Consider the following 16457-nt stretch of genomic DNA (forward strand, 5'->3'; position numbering starts at 1 on the left):
GCCACGCCGCCTCCGAAGGCGCTCGCTGCGTTTTGAGCCATCGTCTTCTTCCACTCCGAGACCTGCACCGGGTGGACGTCGAATTCCTTGGCGATCTCCTGGATGGTCTTCACTCCCTTGAGCGCCTCAAGCGCCACGCGGGCCTTGAACTCGGGGTCGTGTCTTCTGCGTTTGCTTTTCATTTTGTGCGTGTTCGGTTCGGTTTGCGGTACCAACCCACACACCACAATCATAGCTTAGCCACTGGCCCGGTTTTTGGGGCCAGCTCAAGTCGTATGGACGGGAGCGCCTGTCGAAAGTGGCCCAAGAGCTACCGCCTGCTTCATGGCCTTGAGGTAAATTTCGAGAAAGCGTGCTCCTGGTTTGGCCAGCATGAAATTGTTCATGTAGATTTTCTGGCGTCCCTAATACTGACGACTATGGATCGGATGATCGGTCGTCAGGATCATTTCCGTGTCGTCATTTGCAAAGCCCATCTCATATGATGCCTGAATCAAACTATTTAATGGACGGACAGCTAACATATCGACGTCTGCATAGCATCCCCCCATCTCATAAAGGGCGGCACAGAGAAAAATATCGGAACGTTGAATACCTGAAGGATACAATTCTAAATCCACATTTGAAAAAATCCGATTCCTATTGAAAACTCCAACAAAATCCCCATCACCATATAGATATTTGCTCTATCCCAAGTTAACTCGCCCTAACAATTGAACGCAAAAATCAACACCACTTGGGAGCAGCTTATCTTTAGAGGTTTGATGTACAATTAAAATATAAATCATATCATTTAACAACTCGCCATCATCACACATGCAATATGCACATCAAAATAGCCCCCCTTAATCACCAAGCCTATAAGCTTTCTGAATAGAATTTCTAATTTGCTCATTATTTATACCATCAAGCCATTCTTGAGCAGAAGAAGCATCTCCCTTCTCCGTCAAATATCTATATACCTGGCTAGCTGCAGCATCCATTTCTGATTCACTCAACTTTGTATTAGCCACCCAATCTGATGCAGCCTTACTATCATCATTCAACCATTTATATATAACCACATTAAAAGCCAACTCAGAAGAATGACCATTACCAAAGTTTGATTTTGCCCAATTTGCAGCCACCTCAGGCTTTTTATGAGCATAATTTAATGCAACAGCAGGAAGTATATTCTCATAGCATGGATCATTTTTGAACCTAGAATCATGAAGAAGGGATTCAGGATCAACTGTAGATAACTGACTTGCCCAACTAAGAACAATTTGCTCTTTTGTAGCATTATCAAACTTTGACAAATCCAAATCATTATATGATTTAGACTCCGCCGCCAAAACTCTTCCATAGGCGGATGTAAGTTGCCTTTTCAACCATTCACTTGAACCAGAAATAGCACCAACTAATTCTTCTTTATTAAACTCAGAAAGACGATTTGATAACGTCAACTTAATTGATCTCTCATCTTCCGGATACGCGTAGAGTCTATTTAATTGAACCACAGATAATAGTTCCCCCTTCGGAATTCTTCCAAGCAAGTTACCAATGGCATTTTGCCTGAATTTACTCGGCCCTATATTTTCAACTATATACACTGCAGATTCCGGCTGCAGCACTGAAAGCCTATTAATTATATCAATCGCAACTGAATTTGCTAATTCCCTATCATCCCAAGTTTGTATAACCGAATTGTATATATAAATCAAATCATCAGCATTAGCAATACGGATACGAGACCGCAACTCAACAACATTCATCTCACCATAATTTAAATTTAATAAATCACCCCTCCTTTCAGCTACTTTATGATCCTTTTCAATCAACTCATCATGATAACTATGATATTTTGTTTTTTCAACTCCTGCTAATTCATTATCTAATTTCATCAACTCTGATTGAGGCCGCACGAATTGGATTATCACGAACATAATAATACCAATCGAAAATATAACCGCTGTTAATTTTAATATTTTATTTATCATGAGAAAGTTAACCAATTAATATCTAATCAACCAATAGTCAAATAAATACATTGGAGCTTGAAATATTCAAGAAATTTCGAAAAACTATACCTCATTTGATTCATGCACAATGTCAATAAATTGATTGAACCACAATTTCTTTGAAGCTGCCTGAAAATATCTTAGGCGGTTTGAAACAGCTTGACCTCTCCCTATTGCAAAATGTAAGAACTTCAATCTGACCTACTGAACGACCAAATTTTCGCTGAAAAGTTAATTTCCAGACAGCTTCTAATTGGAATATTTATAAAATCTTAATCACCCCCAATCGGGTTGCGGATCTACTGGAGCCCAAGGATCGCTAGTCCCATATTCACGCTTTTCCAATACAATAGTCCAATCCAATGTTTCGGGCCCAACCGCATAGGTATCATCAGCATTAGAAGTGGCGTAAGTAAACGGGCCAGCAGTCACACTCGTTTCTCCAGTCCCTGAATTTAAATATGCCGCTATAGCATGAACGCTAAATGCTTCTTGAACAATTACCAAAGATTTAAGATTTCCTGATCCTTGAACACTTTGAACAGGTGATGCTGGATTTTTTGTTAGTGTGGGTGAATACGGACTTACAAGAGATATTGTACGTTCATCTGTAGCATAAACTGGCCCTTCATTAGTATCATATGTTTGACCTAATACTGTCCACTCGTTTTCCCATTTTGCCAATGCTACAGCGGTCACTGTCATAGATTGGCCTTTATCGCCTGGCTTAGAGCCATTTGCACCAATACCAACACGTACCTTAGCATCATAACCCGGACCATCAGGATCAATCGACGAATTCGAGTTGTAATAGCCATATCGATAACCCAATCCACCACCAATATCACCAAGGGGAGTTCCTGCTAATAAATCTGTTGGTGCTTGAGTGCATCTGAGCCTATACTCCCAAGTTACTGAACTAGAAACACTGCTTTCTGTTGCTGTCGGAGTAACAGTTGCACTTGCCTCATCGCCAAGACTCACACCTTTAGCAAGCAGGCTAACTGCCCCGCAGTCAAAGCTGTTTTTTAACAAAATTCCGCCGATTACAATCATTATTACTTTTCATTGATTTTTAAGTTGGTATTCAATTCAAACAATCACATAGCGAACCTTCAATCTTGCAGTCAGGATTTTTACTTAATTTTTTCTGACAAATTCAGAAATTTTTAATGAGACCATGTTACAGTTATCGCTGTAAAAGCTCAGGCACTATCGAATGAACTATATTCCCATTGCATTAAAGTTTGAAGACTTATGAAGATCATCAAATTTCCGGAGTGTCCGCAAGATTTTTTTGGCCTATTGACTAATCATCTTGATTATCAACGTCTTATATCCAAATTTTTTGCCTCGATGAATTTCGAAGAGATGTAAAAGGGACATAGGTCAGTGTAGAAAATATTGTATTTTGCAGGTTCAGATATGAGTTAGCCGGTCTAGGGCTTCGCTCCAGAAAGCATCTTGATACAGCCAGCTGCGTATAGCCATCGCAATAATCGGGTTGTCCTCTGGGTAACTCGATGGAAGACTTGGTTGATCAAGTTACTCACCTGCTGCTAGAGTTCGCCTTGCCGGTTCTTGCGTGTTTTTTGACGGCGGTGCTTTTTCTTGGTGGTTTCTACTTCACCACAGATGCCTTCAGTGCGTTGTATGACTTGATCAATTAGCATGGTCAGGTTGTGAGACAGTCATTGAATTTGATACTCCCTGCCGGTCGCACTCTTTCAGAGCACGTCGCGTTCGCACTTGTCCGTGTCGCTCCGTTCGATTCGGTATCCCGTCGGTGTTTGTAGCCCAATGCGATCGCCGATGCGGGAAGTTTCATTTGGTTTGTTAGTGCTCCGTGATTATCTCGGTCGAGATGCTCTTGAAACGATTGTCGGCGATTTACAGTGATACCTTTCACGCGGCGCGGGAGTGTTCGGCGCCAAGCAGTCAGTGCTGAGACAAGCGGCGGGACGCCGCTTGCACGGCCTGCGACGAGACGTCGCAGCCACGATCGCTGTTATGAGTAGCAGCACTGAAATCTATAATTTCTCAAACTGATCATGGTTGCACCGACCCGCATCAATGTTCGCGGTTGAACGTTTGTGGTTCAACGTTCAGGTTCCACGCATGTCTGACATCAAAATCACTCTCCACACGACCGCTGGCGATATTGACGCTACGATCTATGCGGACAAGGCTCCGATGACCTCCGCGAATTTCCTGAACCTGGCAAAGCTCGGTTACTACGATGGTGTGGCGTTTCACCGCGTGATCGACGGTTTCATGCTGCAAGGCGGCGACCCGACGGAGACCGGCCGCGGCGGTCCGGGCTACAAGTTTGCCGATGAATTTCATCCGGACCTGCGCCACCGCGCTCCCGGCGTTTTCTCGATGGCAAATGCCGGCCCTGGCACCAACGGTTCGCAGTTTTTCATCACCACGGTGCCCACTCCTTTCCTCGACAACCGCCACGCGGTGTTCGGTCAGGTTACGGATGGCTTGGACGTGACTGCCAAGATGACCGGCAAGAACAACACCGGTGAGCGCGGCTGCAAATACAATGGCGTGGGTGACAAAATCACTTCGATCACGATCCACGACGACACCACCGCCTTGTTCGAAGCTCAAAAGGACAACGTCGAGCATTGGAATTCCATCCTCGATAAGGCTTAAGTTCATTTTCCCGGCGTGGGGTTGAAGATCTGAAATTAAAACCTCATGCCGGTCGTTCCCAGTTTCTATCGCGCCCCGGCATTTCTTCCCGGCGGCCATCTGCAGACGATCTGGCCCGCGCTTTTCCGGCATCCTCAGCAGGTAACCACCGTGCCGGAAACTCTGGAACTGCCGGATGGCGATTTCCTGCAACTCGATTGGTATCGCGCCGGAAATTCCAAACTCGCGATCCTTTCACACGGCCTTGAGGCGAGTTCGCAGGCTCCCTACATCCAGGGCATGGCTGGCGCGCTGAGCCGAAATGGCTGGGATGTGCTTGCCTGGAATTTCCGCAGTTGCGGCAGCGAGCCGAATCGCTTGCTGCGCTCGTATCACAGCGGAGCCACAGAGGATTTGGAAGCGGTGATCGGTCATGCGATCGCCACCCATCCTGCGGAAGAAATCGATCTAATGGGGTTCAGCCTCGGCGGCAATCTGACGCTGAAATACCTTGGCGAAAGAACCGAGCTTCCGTCGCAAATTCATCGCGCCGTCGCGTTTTCGGTTCCGTGCGATCTGGCATCGTCCGCAGCGGCACTCGCCCGACCCGAAAACTGGATTTACATGAAACGGTTCCTCGGTCCCCTGCGGAAAAAGATGCTCGCCAAGGCGCTCGCTTTTCCCGATCAGCTTGACGTTTCCGGGATCGGCCAAATTCGCACGTTCCAACAATTCGACGATCGCTTCACCGGCCCGATCCATGGGTTCCGTGATGCCGACGACTACTGGACTCGCAGTAGTTCGCGCCAGTTCCTATCGAACATCAAGGTCCCCACCCTGCTGGTGAACGCCGCCAATGATCCGTTTTTGAGCGAAGCGTGCTTTCCCATCGAGGAAGCCGAATCCAGTTCTTACTTCCATCTGGAAATGCCAGCAACGGGCGGCCACGTCGGCTTTCCGACCTATCCCAACACGCACGGTTGGTGGTCGGAAATGCGGGCGATTGAGTTCCTTCAATCCGAGTGAGGATTACTCCTCCAAATGCGAGCGCTTGAGCGCGGCCGCGACGAAGCCGGCGAAAAGCGGATGCGGCTTGTTCGGCTTCGATTGGAATTCCGGGTGGAATTGCGCGCCGATGTAGAATGGGTGCTCCGGGATCTCAACGATTTCAACCAAGCCTTCCTCGGCGGAGACCGATGAAATCACAAGTCCGGCTTCCTGGAGTTGATCCTGATAGTCGGAGTTGAACTCGTAGCGATGGCGATGACGCTCGTGAATCCGATCGGCATTGTCGTAAAGTTCGGCGGCTTGCGTTCCTGCAAACAAAATCGATTCGCTGGAACCCAGGCGCATTGTCGCGCCCATGTCTTCGATCCCCTTCTGTTCTTCCTGCAAGCAGATCACCGGATGTGGCGTCTTCTTCTGGAACTCGGTCGAGTTCGCTTCTTCCAACCCGCAAACGTTGCGTGCGAATTCGATCGTCGCGATCTGCATGCCGAGGCAAATACCGAAGTAGGGGATGTTCGACTCACGCGCATATTTCGCAGCGAGGATTTTCCCTTCGATTCCGCGATCCCCGAAGCCACCGGGAACCAGAATCCCATCGACATCGCCGATCACTGCTTCCGCTCCGTGATCCTCGATCGCCTCGGCTTCGACGCGAACGATCTGGACTTTGGTATCGTGATGCGCACCGGCGTGAATCAGCGACTCGTAGATTGATTTGTAGGCGTCCTGCAGCTCAATGTATTTTCCGGCCACGGCGATCGTCACCTTGTGCTTCGGATGAATGACGCGTTGCACGAAAAGCTCCCAGTCCTCAAGCGCGGGCGATGGAGTGTGGCCGAGGCCGATTTTATCGACCACCAAACGGTCAATCTTGTCGCGCCGCAGGTCGAGCGGGCACTCATAAATCGTGTGAGCCACATCGCGGAACGCGACCACGTTCTTCTTCTCGACGTTACAGAACATCGCGATCTTCTTGCGGTTGTCCTCGTCGAGGTCAGCCTCGGTGCGACAAATGATGATGTCCGGCTGGATGCCGAGCTCGCGCAATTTCGCGACCGATTGCTGGGTCGGCTTGGTTTTAACTTCACCGGCGGCCTTGATGAACGGCAGCAGCGTGACGTGGATGAAGCAGACGTTTTCCTTTCCGACTTCCAGCGAAAATTGGCGCAGCGCCTCGATGAAAAGCAGCCCTTCCATGTCGCCAACCGTGCCGCCGATTTCGGTGATCAGCACGTCAACATCCGGATTGTCATTGGTGACTTTGTGCAGGCGGCATTTGATCTCATCCGTCACGTGCGGGATGAACTGCACGGTTTTTCCGAGGTATTCGCCGCGGCGTTCCTTGCGAATAACCGAGTCGAAAACCTGGCCGGATGTTAGATTGTTCATCCGGGAAAGAACGCCGGAAGTGAAACGCTCATAGTGACCGAGGTCGAGGTCCGTTTCCGCACCGTCATCCAGAACATACACTTCCCCGTGCTGATAGGGCGACATCGTGCCCGGGTCGACGTTCAGATAGGGGTCGAACTTTTGCATCAGCGTCTTCAATCCGCGATGCTCCAGCAGCGTGCCGATCGAGGCCGCGGCAAGTCCCTTGCCGAGTGAGGAAACAACGCCGCCGGTGACAAAAATGTATTTCATGGGATGGTTCGAAAGAGATCAGAGGGAGGAAAGAATGGCTTCGACATGCGCTGCCTGCTCGGGAGTGTCAACGCCGGGTGAGGTGTCATCGGTAATCAGCACGCGAATCGAGGCACCGTTCTCAAGCGCCCGCAATTGCTCCAGCGACTCCGCCTGTTCCAGCGGCGATGGTGGCCAGGTGACGAAGCGTTCGAGGAAACTACGACGATAGGCGTAGATGCCCTTGTGCCGGAGAACCGGGAGACCTTCCACGGGGTTGCGGAAGAATGGCAAGGGGGACCGGGAAAAATACAGGGCGCGACCATCCAACGCGATGGCGACTTTCACCACATTCGGATCGGCGACAGCTGGGTCGGCAGGATCGAGCGGATTGGCAGCGGTCGCCATGTCCAGCGAGTCATCGGCGGCCATCGCGGCGGCCAATTCATCGATCAATGCCGGTTCGATCAACGGTTCATCGCCCTGAATGTTCACGATGTGCGTGGCCTGCGGAACCGCGCGCGCAGCCTCCGCGATGCGATCCGTCCCGGTCGGGTGATCGGCAGAGGTCATGGTGACTTTTCCGCCGAAGGCGATGACGGCGTCGTAAATCCGTTGGTCATCGGTCGCGACGATCAGATCATCCAGCTTCGAACATTTCCGGCAGCGATCCCAAACATGCTGGATCAAAGGCTTGCCAGCGATCAGATGGAGGGGCTTTCCGGGGAAGCGTGTGGAGGCCCAACGGGCAGGAAGAATACCGACGATGTGATTGGTTTGGGACAAATGGGACACGCAAACAAAAGGCTGGGAGAAAATACCTGATGCACCCCTCATCGGACAAGAGCGGTTTACGGAAAATCGCAAACTATCATCAATTGGATTCGTTTGAACAGCGATGCACCGCCTTTTCGATCTGATAGATTCAAACATCTCCTGAACTGTCCGCCCTTCCTGCAGCCTGCTTTGCCGTCGAATCCGGCTCAACGTCGTCCACGAAACTCACCGAACTTTCCCAGCCGACTGAAATTCCTGCAATTCCGTCATTGAGTCGATCGGAGGAATCCTCGAAAACCTCCGCGGATGAGAATTTTGGTTGTAGGAAAAGGCGGACGCGAGCACGCGTTGGTGAGAGCACTTTCAGAGTCGCCGGAAAGCCCGGAAATCTTCTGTTTCCCGGGCAGCGACGCCATTTTCCAAATCGCCAAAAGCGTTCCGGCCGATGGTTTGGAATCGCTGGTTGATTGGATGGCGCAGAACTCGATCGATCTTTGCGTCGCCGGGGAGGAAAGCTATTTGGTGAAAAACGAGGGTTTGGCCAACCTTTGCAAAAAAGCCGGCATCCCTTGCTGGGGTCCGCCGAAGGAATCCGCCCAACTCGAAGCGAGCAAGGAATTCGCCAAGGAGTTCCTGCTGCGCAATCAAATCCCGACCGCCCGCGCCGTCACCACTTCGACCATGGAAGAAGCGGTCACGGCGATCGCCGGAGAATACCCGACCGTTCTCAAATTCGACGGCCTGGCCGCTGGCAAAGGCGTCGCCGTTTGCCCGGACGAAGCGAGTGCCTACGAATTCCTCAACGAAGTTTTCACCCACCAACGCTTCGGCCCCGGACGCGTTTTGGTCGAGCAATGCCTGACCGGCCCCGAGGTTTCGATTTTTGCTGCGATCATTGACGATCAATACCTGATTTTCACCCCGGCTCGCGATTACAAGCGCGCGCTTGATGGCGATCTCGGGCCAAACACCGGGGGTATGGGCGCGGTCGCTTCACGGCAGCTCATTTCCGCCGAATTGCTGGCGCAGATCGAAAAGGAAATTGTCCAGCCGACGGTTTCCGGGCTGTGCAGCGAAGGCCTGCCGTATCGGGGTTTTCTTTACTTCGGCCTGATGCTGACGCCGGATGGGCCGAAGGTGATCGAATACAATTGCCGCTTCGGCGATCCGGAATGTCAGGCGGTGATGCCGTTGGTCAAAGGCGATCTCGCCGGATTCTGCCTGGCCGGAGCAAAAGGCGAACTGAAGCCGGATTTGATCTCGTTCGACGATGGCTGGTCGGTTTGTGTCATTCTCGCCTCCCACGGCTATCCAGAATCCTCGCGCTCCGGCGATGTGATTTCCGGACTGGAAAGCCCGGGCGACCACCGCATTTACCACGCCGGCACCAAGTTGGCGGAAGACGGCAGCTGGCAAACCAACGGCGGCCGAGTGCTGGCGATTGTTTCCCAAGGACAAGATCGCCAATCTGCGGTAGCATCTGCACACGCTGCGACGGATCTCGTCAGTTTCCCCGGCCAACAGCGCCGCCGTGACATCGGCATTCTCAATTTCGACTGAAATCCCCCACCCCATTTCCATGGAATCGATTCTCAACGCCGATGAAATCGCCGACGGCATCAAAGCCCTGGCGGATTCCATTCGCAGCAAAACCACCGGTCAGGAAATCGCACTGGTCGGAATCCGCTCTCGCGGCGACGAGGTTGCCGAGCGCATCCTCACTTTATTAGCGGAAGACGACGATCGCGACCTCGCGTTCGGCGTGCTGGATATTTCCCTCTACCGCGACGATTTCGAGCACCTTCACGAAAACCCGAAGCTGCAGGAAAGCGACATTCCCTTTCCGGTCGAAGGCGCACACATCATCCTGGTCGACGACGTCCTTTTTACCGGACGCACCATTCGCGCCGCGCTCGATTCGCTCTCGGATTATGGCCGCCCGGGCAAGGTTGAGCTGGCGGTGTTGATCGATCGCGGACACCGCGAAATGCCGATTCAGCCAGATTACGTCGGCATCACGCTCGACACCGACCGTCTGGATCACGTATTGGTTTCGCTCGAAGGAGCCGACGGCAAGGACGAGGTCCGCATCGTCAAAAAAGAGAATTCATGAGTCCACTTCCCCAGCGAAAAAAAACCGCTGAAGAACTCGCAAAACTGCGGGAAGGGCTCGGCATTCCAGATGCTCCACCACCTGGCGCGCCAGGAGTCGCACGGGAATTGCGCAATCAACCTGCCAACCCCGCCAACGCCCCCTCTCCACAAAAACCGCTGCCACAAGCCGGTTCCGCCCCGCTGCCACCGCCTGCTCCGGCAAAACCGGTCCGGTCGCTCAAAAAATCGGAACGCCTCCCCGCACCGACCAGCGCGAGCTCAGAGCCTCGGACATCGCTGCCGAGCTATCGCCACAGCCAGCAGGATCTCGATGAATTACGCCGACGGGAGGCATTCACCGCACAATCACCTGCGATCCAGCTGCAGGAAATCACCGCCCACCCGGCATTGATCGGCGTCGGCTACGCCTTGGTGGTGGGCACCTTGATTTCCGCGATCATGCACACCCACGGTGCGATCCTGCTTTCATGCGGAGCCATCGCGCTCGCGCTATCGGGCTACATGTTCATCAAGAAAAAGCGCTCCCGCCACCACGCCGGGTTCATCGCGATTCTCGTTATTTTCACTCTGATCTTCAGCGCCCTCTACTATTTCCCACAACTTCGGAATGCCACGTAAAGACCTCCTCGACATTGCTTCCCTCGATCGCGAAGAAATTGAAGTTCTCCTCGATCAAGCGGTTCCGTTCAAAGAACTCTTCACCCGCTCGGTGAAGAAAGTCCCCGCGTTGAAAGGAAAGTCGGTGTTGATGCTGTTTTACGAACCGAGCACGCGGACCCACTCTTCGTTCGAAGTTGCCGCCAAGCGCCTGTCGGCTGATGTCACCAACTTTGACGTCGCCCAATCCTCCATCACCAAAGGCGAATCGGTGCGGGAAACGGTCGAGACGCTGCAATCGATGCGGACCGACTACATCATTGTCCGCCACAAATCTTCCGGACTTCCCGGAACGATCGCCCGCCTCACCAAGGCCTCCGTCGTGAATGCAGGCGACGGCGCACACGCGCACCCGACCCAGGCGTTGTTGGATGCATTCACCATCAAGGAAAAATTCCCTGATCCTACCGGGAAGAAAGTCCTGATCGTCGGTGACATCCTGCATTCCCGCGTCGCCCGCTCGACTTCCACCATTCTCAAAAAGCTCGGCCTGCAGGTTTCCTACCTTGGCCCGGGGTCGCTTGTTCCGCGGCTAGGCCCGGAAAACATCCAGCGCTTCACCAATTACGAAGAAGCGATGAAGTGGCAGCCGGATGTCGTTTACCTGCTGCGGGTGCAAATGGAGCGGCAGGACGTCCAGTTTTTCCCAAGCATCCGCGAGTATCACAAACTCTACGGTGTCACCGACGCGCGCCTGGAAGAAATCCGCCAGCGCGGCCTCTACATCATGCATCCGGGTCCGGTGAATCGCGGAGTCGAACTGTGCGACGCCGTGCTCGACTACGAACGGTCGTTAATCAACGACCAGGTCGAAAACGGCATCGCGGTCCGCATGTCGGTGCTCTACCACCTCAGGCCAAACGCCTGAGGTAGCGATATCAATCCTCAATTTTCCAGGGTGACTTCCGGCTCAATCAGAGTCGTGGAAAGGCGCCAGAACAACTTTGGCGCTTCATCGATTGATGGGGTGAGGTAATATTTTTGGATTTCAAAATCGCCATCGTCTTCGACCGCGCCGAACGAATGGGCCTCCGCGGTATCGTCGCCGAACTCCAGACGGGTAGAGGCTTCAATTGACAGAGTCATGCCGCGAGTGTCCTTAGGAAGGCGGTAAGTAAGAATTTTGTAGGTTTTATCTTCCTCCAACCCCAAAACGGAAATGTCGCCCATCAGCTCCTTGCCTGACATTTCACCCTCTACAACCGGGCGCACCACCGATGCGTCCTCTTTGACTAACGGGTCTGTCTGATAGAGGAATTCAAAGCCATTCAGGATTCCGTCGCCATCCGCATCATCCGCAGGATCCCTCAGCCCGGCTGGTAATGCCTCGGACCACGAAATGTAGGGGGTGACCTCAAACGGAGAAATCGAAATTATATCTTCCAGTTCAGTGCCAACACGGATTTCATCAACGATCATAAATTCCGCATCGCGAGTGTAGTAATCGTAACCATCTTTATGTCCAGCTTCGAGACGAATTGCTGAAATCGGCTCAAAATTTTCGATACGATTTTCGAAAATCCTCATATCTTCCTTGGCCAACCTACCGCCCACTTCCAGTTTTGGATCGATATAAATTTCTGCGCTTATAAGAACATCATTTGGTTCATCCGCAGCACGAACAAAGGTAAATCTTCCAAGAATCATTGCGGTAACACTTTGATCAGGATCGTATTCCCTGTCTGAAACCATATTCATACCATATCTATTCGCGTAAGTCGAATACCTCAATATATTGTATTTATCCGAATAAAACTGAGATGCCATGGTTATCCCAAAGCTTACATATTCGGCCTTATTAATCGGCAAAGAGCCCCCCATCCCAAAAATCCCGATATTATTGAAAGAATCTCTAACATCTGAACGCCTCCTCGCATCCCGGTAGTGACACATATTAACTAAAGCTCCAACCCAAATGGTTTTGGGTTCACCGAACTTAACCTCAATTGGACTTTCCAAATTTCGAAATAGCTTTCCGTTGATATGAGCCGCCTTACCACTCCCGGAATACACGAATTTTTCTCCACTAAATTCCAATCCTAACTCATTTAGACGAGGATACGCGCTACCTTCAACGCCATCATACCAGGGTCCATCCCAACCAAAACCTGACTCGGGGTCCAATTCGTTGGTGTTGGACTCAAAGCTCTCGGACGCGATCAACTCGGCGTGCGCTTGGGAAACAAGCCCCATACCCACCGCCACCATTGCGATTTTCAAAAAATGCCTCATCGCCTGCGACCCTAAAAGGCCGCTTGAAATGATGTCAACTGACTTAACCTCCCTGTTTCCAATTCCAACCTTCAAAATGAGCTCCTGGAAACAATTTCTTCCCGATCCGCCCGCTGTCTGAAATCATCCCGCTGCCGCACTCATGACTGTTTTCATCACCAACGCACGCATCGCCTCGGAAACTTCAAAAGACCTTCCTACCGCCCATATATTGATCCAGGACGGCGTGATAAAATCGGTCGGACCAGATCAGGCAGCACCCGCTGATGCGAACGTTATCGATGCCAAAGGCCGAATCGCGATGCCTGCGATGTTTGACGCCCATGTTCATTTCCGCGAACCGGGCCAGGAAGCGAAAGAAACGATCCAATCTGGCTCGGAAGCAGCGATCAACGGCGGCATCACCGGCGTGGTGATGATGCCCAACACCAGCCCGGCGATTGATTCCGGCACGGTGGTGGCACAGGTGTTAGAGATTGCGAAAAAGAACGCCCGCATCCCGGTTTACACCTCCGGTTGCGTCACCAAGGGCCGCCACGGCAAAGAACTGGCAGGCATCGACGGCATGCGCTCGCATGGCGTGAAAATGCTGACGGACGATGGCGACAGCACTGGTGACCCGGCGATTTTGTTCCGCGCGATGCAATACGCCAGCGAGCTGGGCATGTTTTTCGCGAGCCACTGCGAAGTCCCGGAACTAGCCGGGCCGCGCGCACTCAATGAAGGCGTCATGAGCTACAAACTCGGCATCAAAGGCTCACCCGCCTGCGCCGAAGAAATCATCATCGATCGCGACATCCGCCTCGCCCACGCAACCGGGGCGCACATTCACATTCAGCACGTTTCCAGCAAATTGGGCATGGAAACGATCGCCTGGTGGAAGGCACGCGGCGATGTGAAGGTGACCGCCGAGGTTTCACCGCATCACCTGCTTTTCACCGATGAGCACATCGGCGATTACGACACCCACTACAAGATGAACCCGCCGCTGCGGACCAAAGCCGACAACGAGGCGTTGCTGCAAGGGCTCATCGACGGCACCTTTGACCTGATCGCCACCGATCATGCTCCGCACACACCGTTCGAGAAATCGCAGGATTTCGTCGCTGCGCCAAACGGCATCACCGGGCTCGATACCGCCTTGGTTTCGCTTTATCACCACTTCATTGCCACCGGAAATTTCGGTTGGGATCTGTTGATCAAGCGTTACTCCGCGGAGCCACGTCGCATGATGGGACTGGATGTGCCGACCATTACCGAAGGATCCGCAGCCGACCTGATTCTGTTCGACCCCGAAGCTGAAACCACCTTCACGGCGGATTTCATGAAATCGAAATCACGCAACACGCCATTTCTGGATCAAACTCTGAAAGGACGTGTTGATCTGGTCATACTCGGCGATGAAATCCTATTGCAGCGCTAGTTCCTGGCCATATTGATGATGACCATCATCGCGATTGCGGCGATGTACATCAGGATCAGGATCCCTGTGAAACGCCAAAATTTCTTTTGTTCCGTCAACGCAGCAATGAGTTCGACTTCTGTCGAGCTGTCATACAGCCGCGAGATCCGCGAGGCATATTTCCACAATTTGAGTGCGGGATACAGCCCCAGGATGCCAAAAATCAGGTAGGAAATCCCCATGATACTCAACTTGGGCACCGACTGGTATGATGAGCCCGCAGTGTAGCTGGGGCCACTATTACTAGAGATAATCAACCAAACACTGCCAACGAAGAGCATCAAAGCATGGAACAAAATGGCGATGAGGGAAATCAGACGAACCCATGGCCTGGTTAGCACCAATTGCTCGACAACGCCGTAATTCACCGGACCGCCCATCGAAGGCGGGGTATCCTCCGCAATCGGCGCTGAATAGGGATTCGTCTGCATGTGCAAGGTGCTATGCATTTGGCAACTTACGCTCAAGAGCAATGCTCTCATGATCTGGGGAAACCCTAGTGCAGTGCCCTAGAGCTTAGTCACTCGCGGACAATTCGGCTGATCAGTCAGCACGCTGGAGAGACTTGCTTCGTTACGATAGTTCTTCCACCAAATATAGCCTTGGTGGAATTTTGTTTAATTTGCTGTTTTATTACTGATTGACTATTCGTTTTGTTTCTGGATCTATCATCAGCCGAAGAGCAGTCACGACTGAGCACACCATGAAACAAACACTCAAAATCCCAGGAGGCATTCGATTCGCCATCTTCACCGCATGCATGGCTCTTACGAGCTCTGCCTATGCTCAGAACTTCAGTTATTTTTACGGCGTGAATGTCCAAGGCAGCGGTTACACGGACGTGTATGGCCTACCGTCCGACTTCGACATGGAACAATACAACGAGAACACTGGTGTTCTCAGTTCCGGAGCTTCCGCCAGTACCGTTTCTCCGGATACCGCTGCGTTTGGCACTCAGGGTTTTTCGACCGTAGTAGATCTCGGCACTTTTGGAAATGAGCACGCAACAGACGGCTATGTTGAGGTCGTTACCAGCATCACTCTCTACCTTTGGGTAACCGGCCTTTCGCCAAATGGCAGCACCACCACCTTTCAAATATACGACGGTCTCAGCGGTCGCTCCGGCGGGCTGATTGGTGATGTGGTCACTCTAACCGAACCCACGGATGAAGGCAGCTATGTAGCCATCGAAATTCCTACCTCACTGTGGGATGGAGATTTCAGTCTCGGTAAAGACGGACAGATCAGCACCATCGTCTGGAACACCGTCACCGAGGACGGGATCGAAATCACTCAGCTCCCGGGCTTTTCAGTCACAACCACGCTGGTTGCCGTGCCCGAGCCATCGACCACTACCTTGTTGGGAGGCCTGGTCGTCGCTCTCAGTTTCGTTCGGAGACGAAAATAACACCTCACGCCCAAGGCTAGCAACGATCTCACCTAACGCCCTAGAACCCCATGAAAATCAAATCGAATCGCTATCTATCCGTGTTTGCTCTTGCGGCCATTTATTCCGCAGCAGACTTGAATGCCGAAACCGTCATCGGCGCGGACGGAGTCAATATGGGTGGAACCGGACTCATCACCAATGGTCCGATCATCACCGATTTCTCCGATTACTCCGCTACCGAGAGCTGGCTTTATCAAAATGCTGGGTATGCCAATTTCTTCGCACCTGTTGGCCAATTCACCGGTTACTTCGATGACGGTGAAGCTGTAGAATTTTTGGATCTGATCCCTCTCCGCACTTCGAGTGTGACACTCGTAAATCCAGACGGGACCGATGCATTTGTGATCGATAGCGATTATCAAGGTCCGGCAGGACCGACCGGCCCTGCTGGCGCAACCGGAGCAACTGGAGCAACTGGAGCAACTGGAGCAACTGGAGCAACTGGAGCAACTGGAGCAACTGGAGCAACTGGAGCAACTGGAGCAACCGGAGC

17 protein-coding genes are annotated in these 16457 nt (G+C 52.0%); 9 read left to right on the top strand and 8 right to left on the bottom strand.

The features are described 5' to 3' along the window. The 4 genes from JIN85_RS18650 to JIN85_RS18665 all read right to left on the bottom strand — a co-directional run. On the bottom strand, positions 1 to 182 hold a 182-nt coding region (locus JIN85_RS18650; protein WP_200273657.1), incomplete at its 3' end, for a transposase. Between the two features lie 222 nt (positions 183 to 404). Further along, positions 405 to 620, bottom strand: coding sequence for a glycosyltransferase (locus tag JIN85_RS22375; RefSeq protein ID WP_200273659.1), 216 nt, complete (start codon positions 618 to 620; stop codon positions 405 to 407). Between the two features lie 225 nt (positions 621 to 845). Beyond that, complete coding sequence (locus tag JIN85_RS18660) at positions 846 to 1904, bottom strand: hypothetical protein (RefSeq protein ID WP_200273661.1); 1059 nt, start codon at positions 1902 to 1904, stop codon at positions 846 to 848. 372 nt (positions 1905 to 2276) lie between these two features. Further along, the gene (locus JIN85_RS18665; protein WP_200273663.1) at positions 2277 to 3056 is read right to left on the bottom strand and encodes a hypothetical protein; all 780 of its coding nucleotides are present in this window, start codon (positions 3054 to 3056) and stop codon (positions 2277 to 2279) included. A gap of 1062 nt (positions 3057 to 4118) precedes the next feature. On the opposite strand from JIN85_RS18665, the gene JIN85_RS18670 reads away from it, so the two are divergent. Both JIN85_RS18670 and JIN85_RS18675 read left to right on the top strand, forming a co-directional pair. After that, on the top strand, positions 4119 to 4664 hold the full coding sequence (locus JIN85_RS18670) for a peptidylprolyl isomerase (protein WP_200273665.1): 546 nt from the start codon (positions 4119 to 4121) through the stop codon (positions 4662 to 4664). A gap of 45 nt (positions 4665 to 4709) precedes the next feature. Continuing rightward, positions 4710 to 5669 (top strand): YheT family hydrolase, encoded by a 960-nt coding sequence (locus JIN85_RS18675; protein ID WP_200273667.1) that lies wholly within the window; start codon positions 4710 to 4712, stop codon positions 5667 to 5669. Positions 5670 to 5672: 3 nt separating this feature from the next. Here JIN85_RS18675 and pyrG read toward each other — a convergent pair whose 3' ends face one another. Next, the gene (pyrG, locus tag JIN85_RS18680; RefSeq protein WP_200273669.1) at positions 5673 to 7292 is read right to left on the bottom strand and encodes a CTP synthase; all 1620 of its coding nucleotides are present in this window, start codon (positions 7290 to 7292) and stop codon (positions 5673 to 5675) included. 18 nt (positions 7293 to 7310) lie between these two features. Next, on the bottom strand, positions 7311 to 8066 hold the full coding sequence (kdsB, locus tag JIN85_RS18685; protein WP_325109922.1) for a 3-deoxy-manno-octulosonate cytidylyltransferase: 756 nt from the start codon (positions 8064 to 8066) through the stop codon (positions 7311 to 7313). A 288-nt stretch (positions 8067 to 8354) separates the two neighbouring features. On the opposite strand from kdsB, the gene purD reads away from it, so the two are divergent. The 4 genes from purD to JIN85_RS18705 are packed head-to-tail and all read left to right on the top strand — an operon-like array spanning position 8355 to position 11688. Then, positions 8355 to 9608, top strand: coding sequence for a phosphoribosylamine--glycine ligase (purD, locus tag JIN85_RS18690; RefSeq protein WP_200273673.1), 1254 nt, complete (start codon positions 8355 to 8357; stop codon positions 9606 to 9608). Between the two features lie 19 nt (positions 9609 to 9627). After that, positions 9628 to 10161, top strand: coding sequence for a bifunctional pyr operon transcriptional regulator/uracil phosphoribosyltransferase PyrR (pyrR, locus tag JIN85_RS18695; RefSeq protein WP_200273675.1), 534 nt, complete (start codon positions 9628 to 9630; stop codon positions 10159 to 10161). Further along, positions 10158 to 10781, top strand: a complete 624-nt coding sequence (locus JIN85_RS18700) for a hypothetical protein (RefSeq protein WP_200273677.1) — start codon at positions 10158 to 10160, stop codon at positions 10779 to 10781. The genes pyrR and JIN85_RS18700 overlap by 4 nt, the downstream gene beginning before the upstream one ends. Next, positions 10771 to 11688 carry an aspartate carbamoyltransferase catalytic subunit gene (locus JIN85_RS18705; RefSeq protein ID WP_200273679.1) on the top strand — a complete coding sequence of 306 codons (918 nt, stop codon included), beginning with the start codon at positions 10771 to 10773 and terminating at the stop codon, positions 11686 to 11688. Before JIN85_RS18700 ends, JIN85_RS18705 begins: the two co-directional genes overlap by 11 nt. A 17-nt stretch (positions 11689 to 11705) precedes the next feature. On the opposite strand, the gene JIN85_RS18710 is transcribed toward JIN85_RS18705, so the two are convergent. Beyond that, positions 11706 to 13040: a hypothetical protein gene (locus JIN85_RS18710; protein ID WP_200273681.1), complete on the bottom strand. Its 1335-nt coding sequence runs from the start codon at positions 13038 to 13040 to the stop codon at positions 11706 to 11708. A gap of 154 nt (positions 13041 to 13194) precedes the next feature. Here JIN85_RS18710 and JIN85_RS18715 point away from each other — a divergent pair, with 154 nt between their 5' ends. Continuing rightward, positions 13195 to 14475, top strand: a complete 1281-nt coding sequence (locus JIN85_RS18715) for a dihydroorotase (protein WP_200273683.1) — start codon at positions 13195 to 13197, stop codon at positions 14473 to 14475. Here the strand turns inward: JIN85_RS18715 and JIN85_RS18720 are convergent. Then, positions 14472 to 14945, bottom strand: a complete 474-nt coding sequence (locus JIN85_RS18720; RefSeq protein WP_200273685.1) for a DUF5362 family protein — start codon at positions 14943 to 14945, stop codon at positions 14472 to 14474. The two genes, JIN85_RS18715 and JIN85_RS18720, sit on opposite strands and share 4 nt — an antisense overlap. Positions 14946 to 15217: 272 nt before the next feature. On the opposite strand from JIN85_RS18720, the gene JIN85_RS18725 reads away from it, so the two are divergent. Beyond that, positions 15218 to 15922: a PEP-CTERM sorting domain-containing protein gene (locus JIN85_RS18725; protein ID WP_200273687.1), complete on the top strand. Its 705-nt coding sequence runs from the start codon at positions 15218 to 15220 to the stop codon at positions 15920 to 15922. A gap of 50 nt (positions 15923 to 15972) precedes the next feature. Beyond that, positions 15973 to 16457, top strand: a 485-nt coding sequence (locus tag JIN85_RS18730; protein ID WP_200273689.1) for a hypothetical protein, incomplete at its 3' end; no start/stop codon positions are given.

It is taken from the genome of Luteolibacter pohnpeiensis (genome assembly GCF_016595435.1).
Classification (GTDB): domain Bacteria; phylum Verrucomicrobiota; class Verrucomicrobiia; order Verrucomicrobiales; family Akkermansiaceae; genus Luteolibacter; species Luteolibacter pohnpeiensis.

Bases quoted from the DNA above. Each gene is read 5' to 3' on its own strand.
- pyrG (WP_200273669.1), bottom strand. From the start codon at position 7,292: ATGAAATACATTTTTGTCACCGGCGGCGTTGTTTCCTCACTCGGCAAG.
- JIN85_RS18675 (WP_200273667.1), top strand. From the start codon at position 4,710: ATGCCGGTCGTTCCCAGTTTCTATCGCGCCCCGGCATTTCTTCCCGGC.
- JIN85_RS18725 (WP_200273687.1), top strand. From the start codon at position 15,218: ATGAAACAAACACTCAAAATCCCAGGAGGCATTCGATTCGCCATCTTC.
- JIN85_RS18715 (WP_200273683.1), top strand. From the start codon at position 13,195: ATGACTGTTTTCATCACCAACGCACGCATCGCCTCGGAAACTTCAAAA.
- JIN85_RS18670 (WP_200273665.1), top strand. From the start codon at position 4,119: ATGTCTGACATCAAAATCACTCTCCACACGACCGCTGGCGATATTGAC.
- JIN85_RS18720 (WP_200273685.1), bottom strand. From the start codon at position 14,945: ATGCAGACGAATCCCTATTCAGCGCCGATTGCGGAGGATACCCCGCCT.
- pyrR (WP_200273675.1), top strand. From the start codon at position 9,628: ATGGAATCGATTCTCAACGCCGATGAAATCGCCGACGGCATCAAAGCC.
- JIN85_RS18665 (WP_200273663.1), bottom strand. From the start codon at position 3,056: ATGATTGTAATCGGCGGAATTTTGTTAAAAAACAGCTTTGACTGCGGG.
- JIN85_RS18705 (WP_200273679.1), top strand. From the start codon at position 10,771: ATGCCACGTAAAGACCTCCTCGACATTGCTTCCCTCGATCGCGAAGAA.
- JIN85_RS18700 (WP_200273677.1), top strand. From the start codon at position 10,158: ATGAGTCCACTTCCCCAGCGAAAAAAAACCGCTGAAGAACTCGCAAAA.
- purD (WP_200273673.1), top strand. From the start codon at position 8,355: ATGAGAATTTTGGTTGTAGGAAAAGGCGGACGCGAGCACGCGTTGGTG.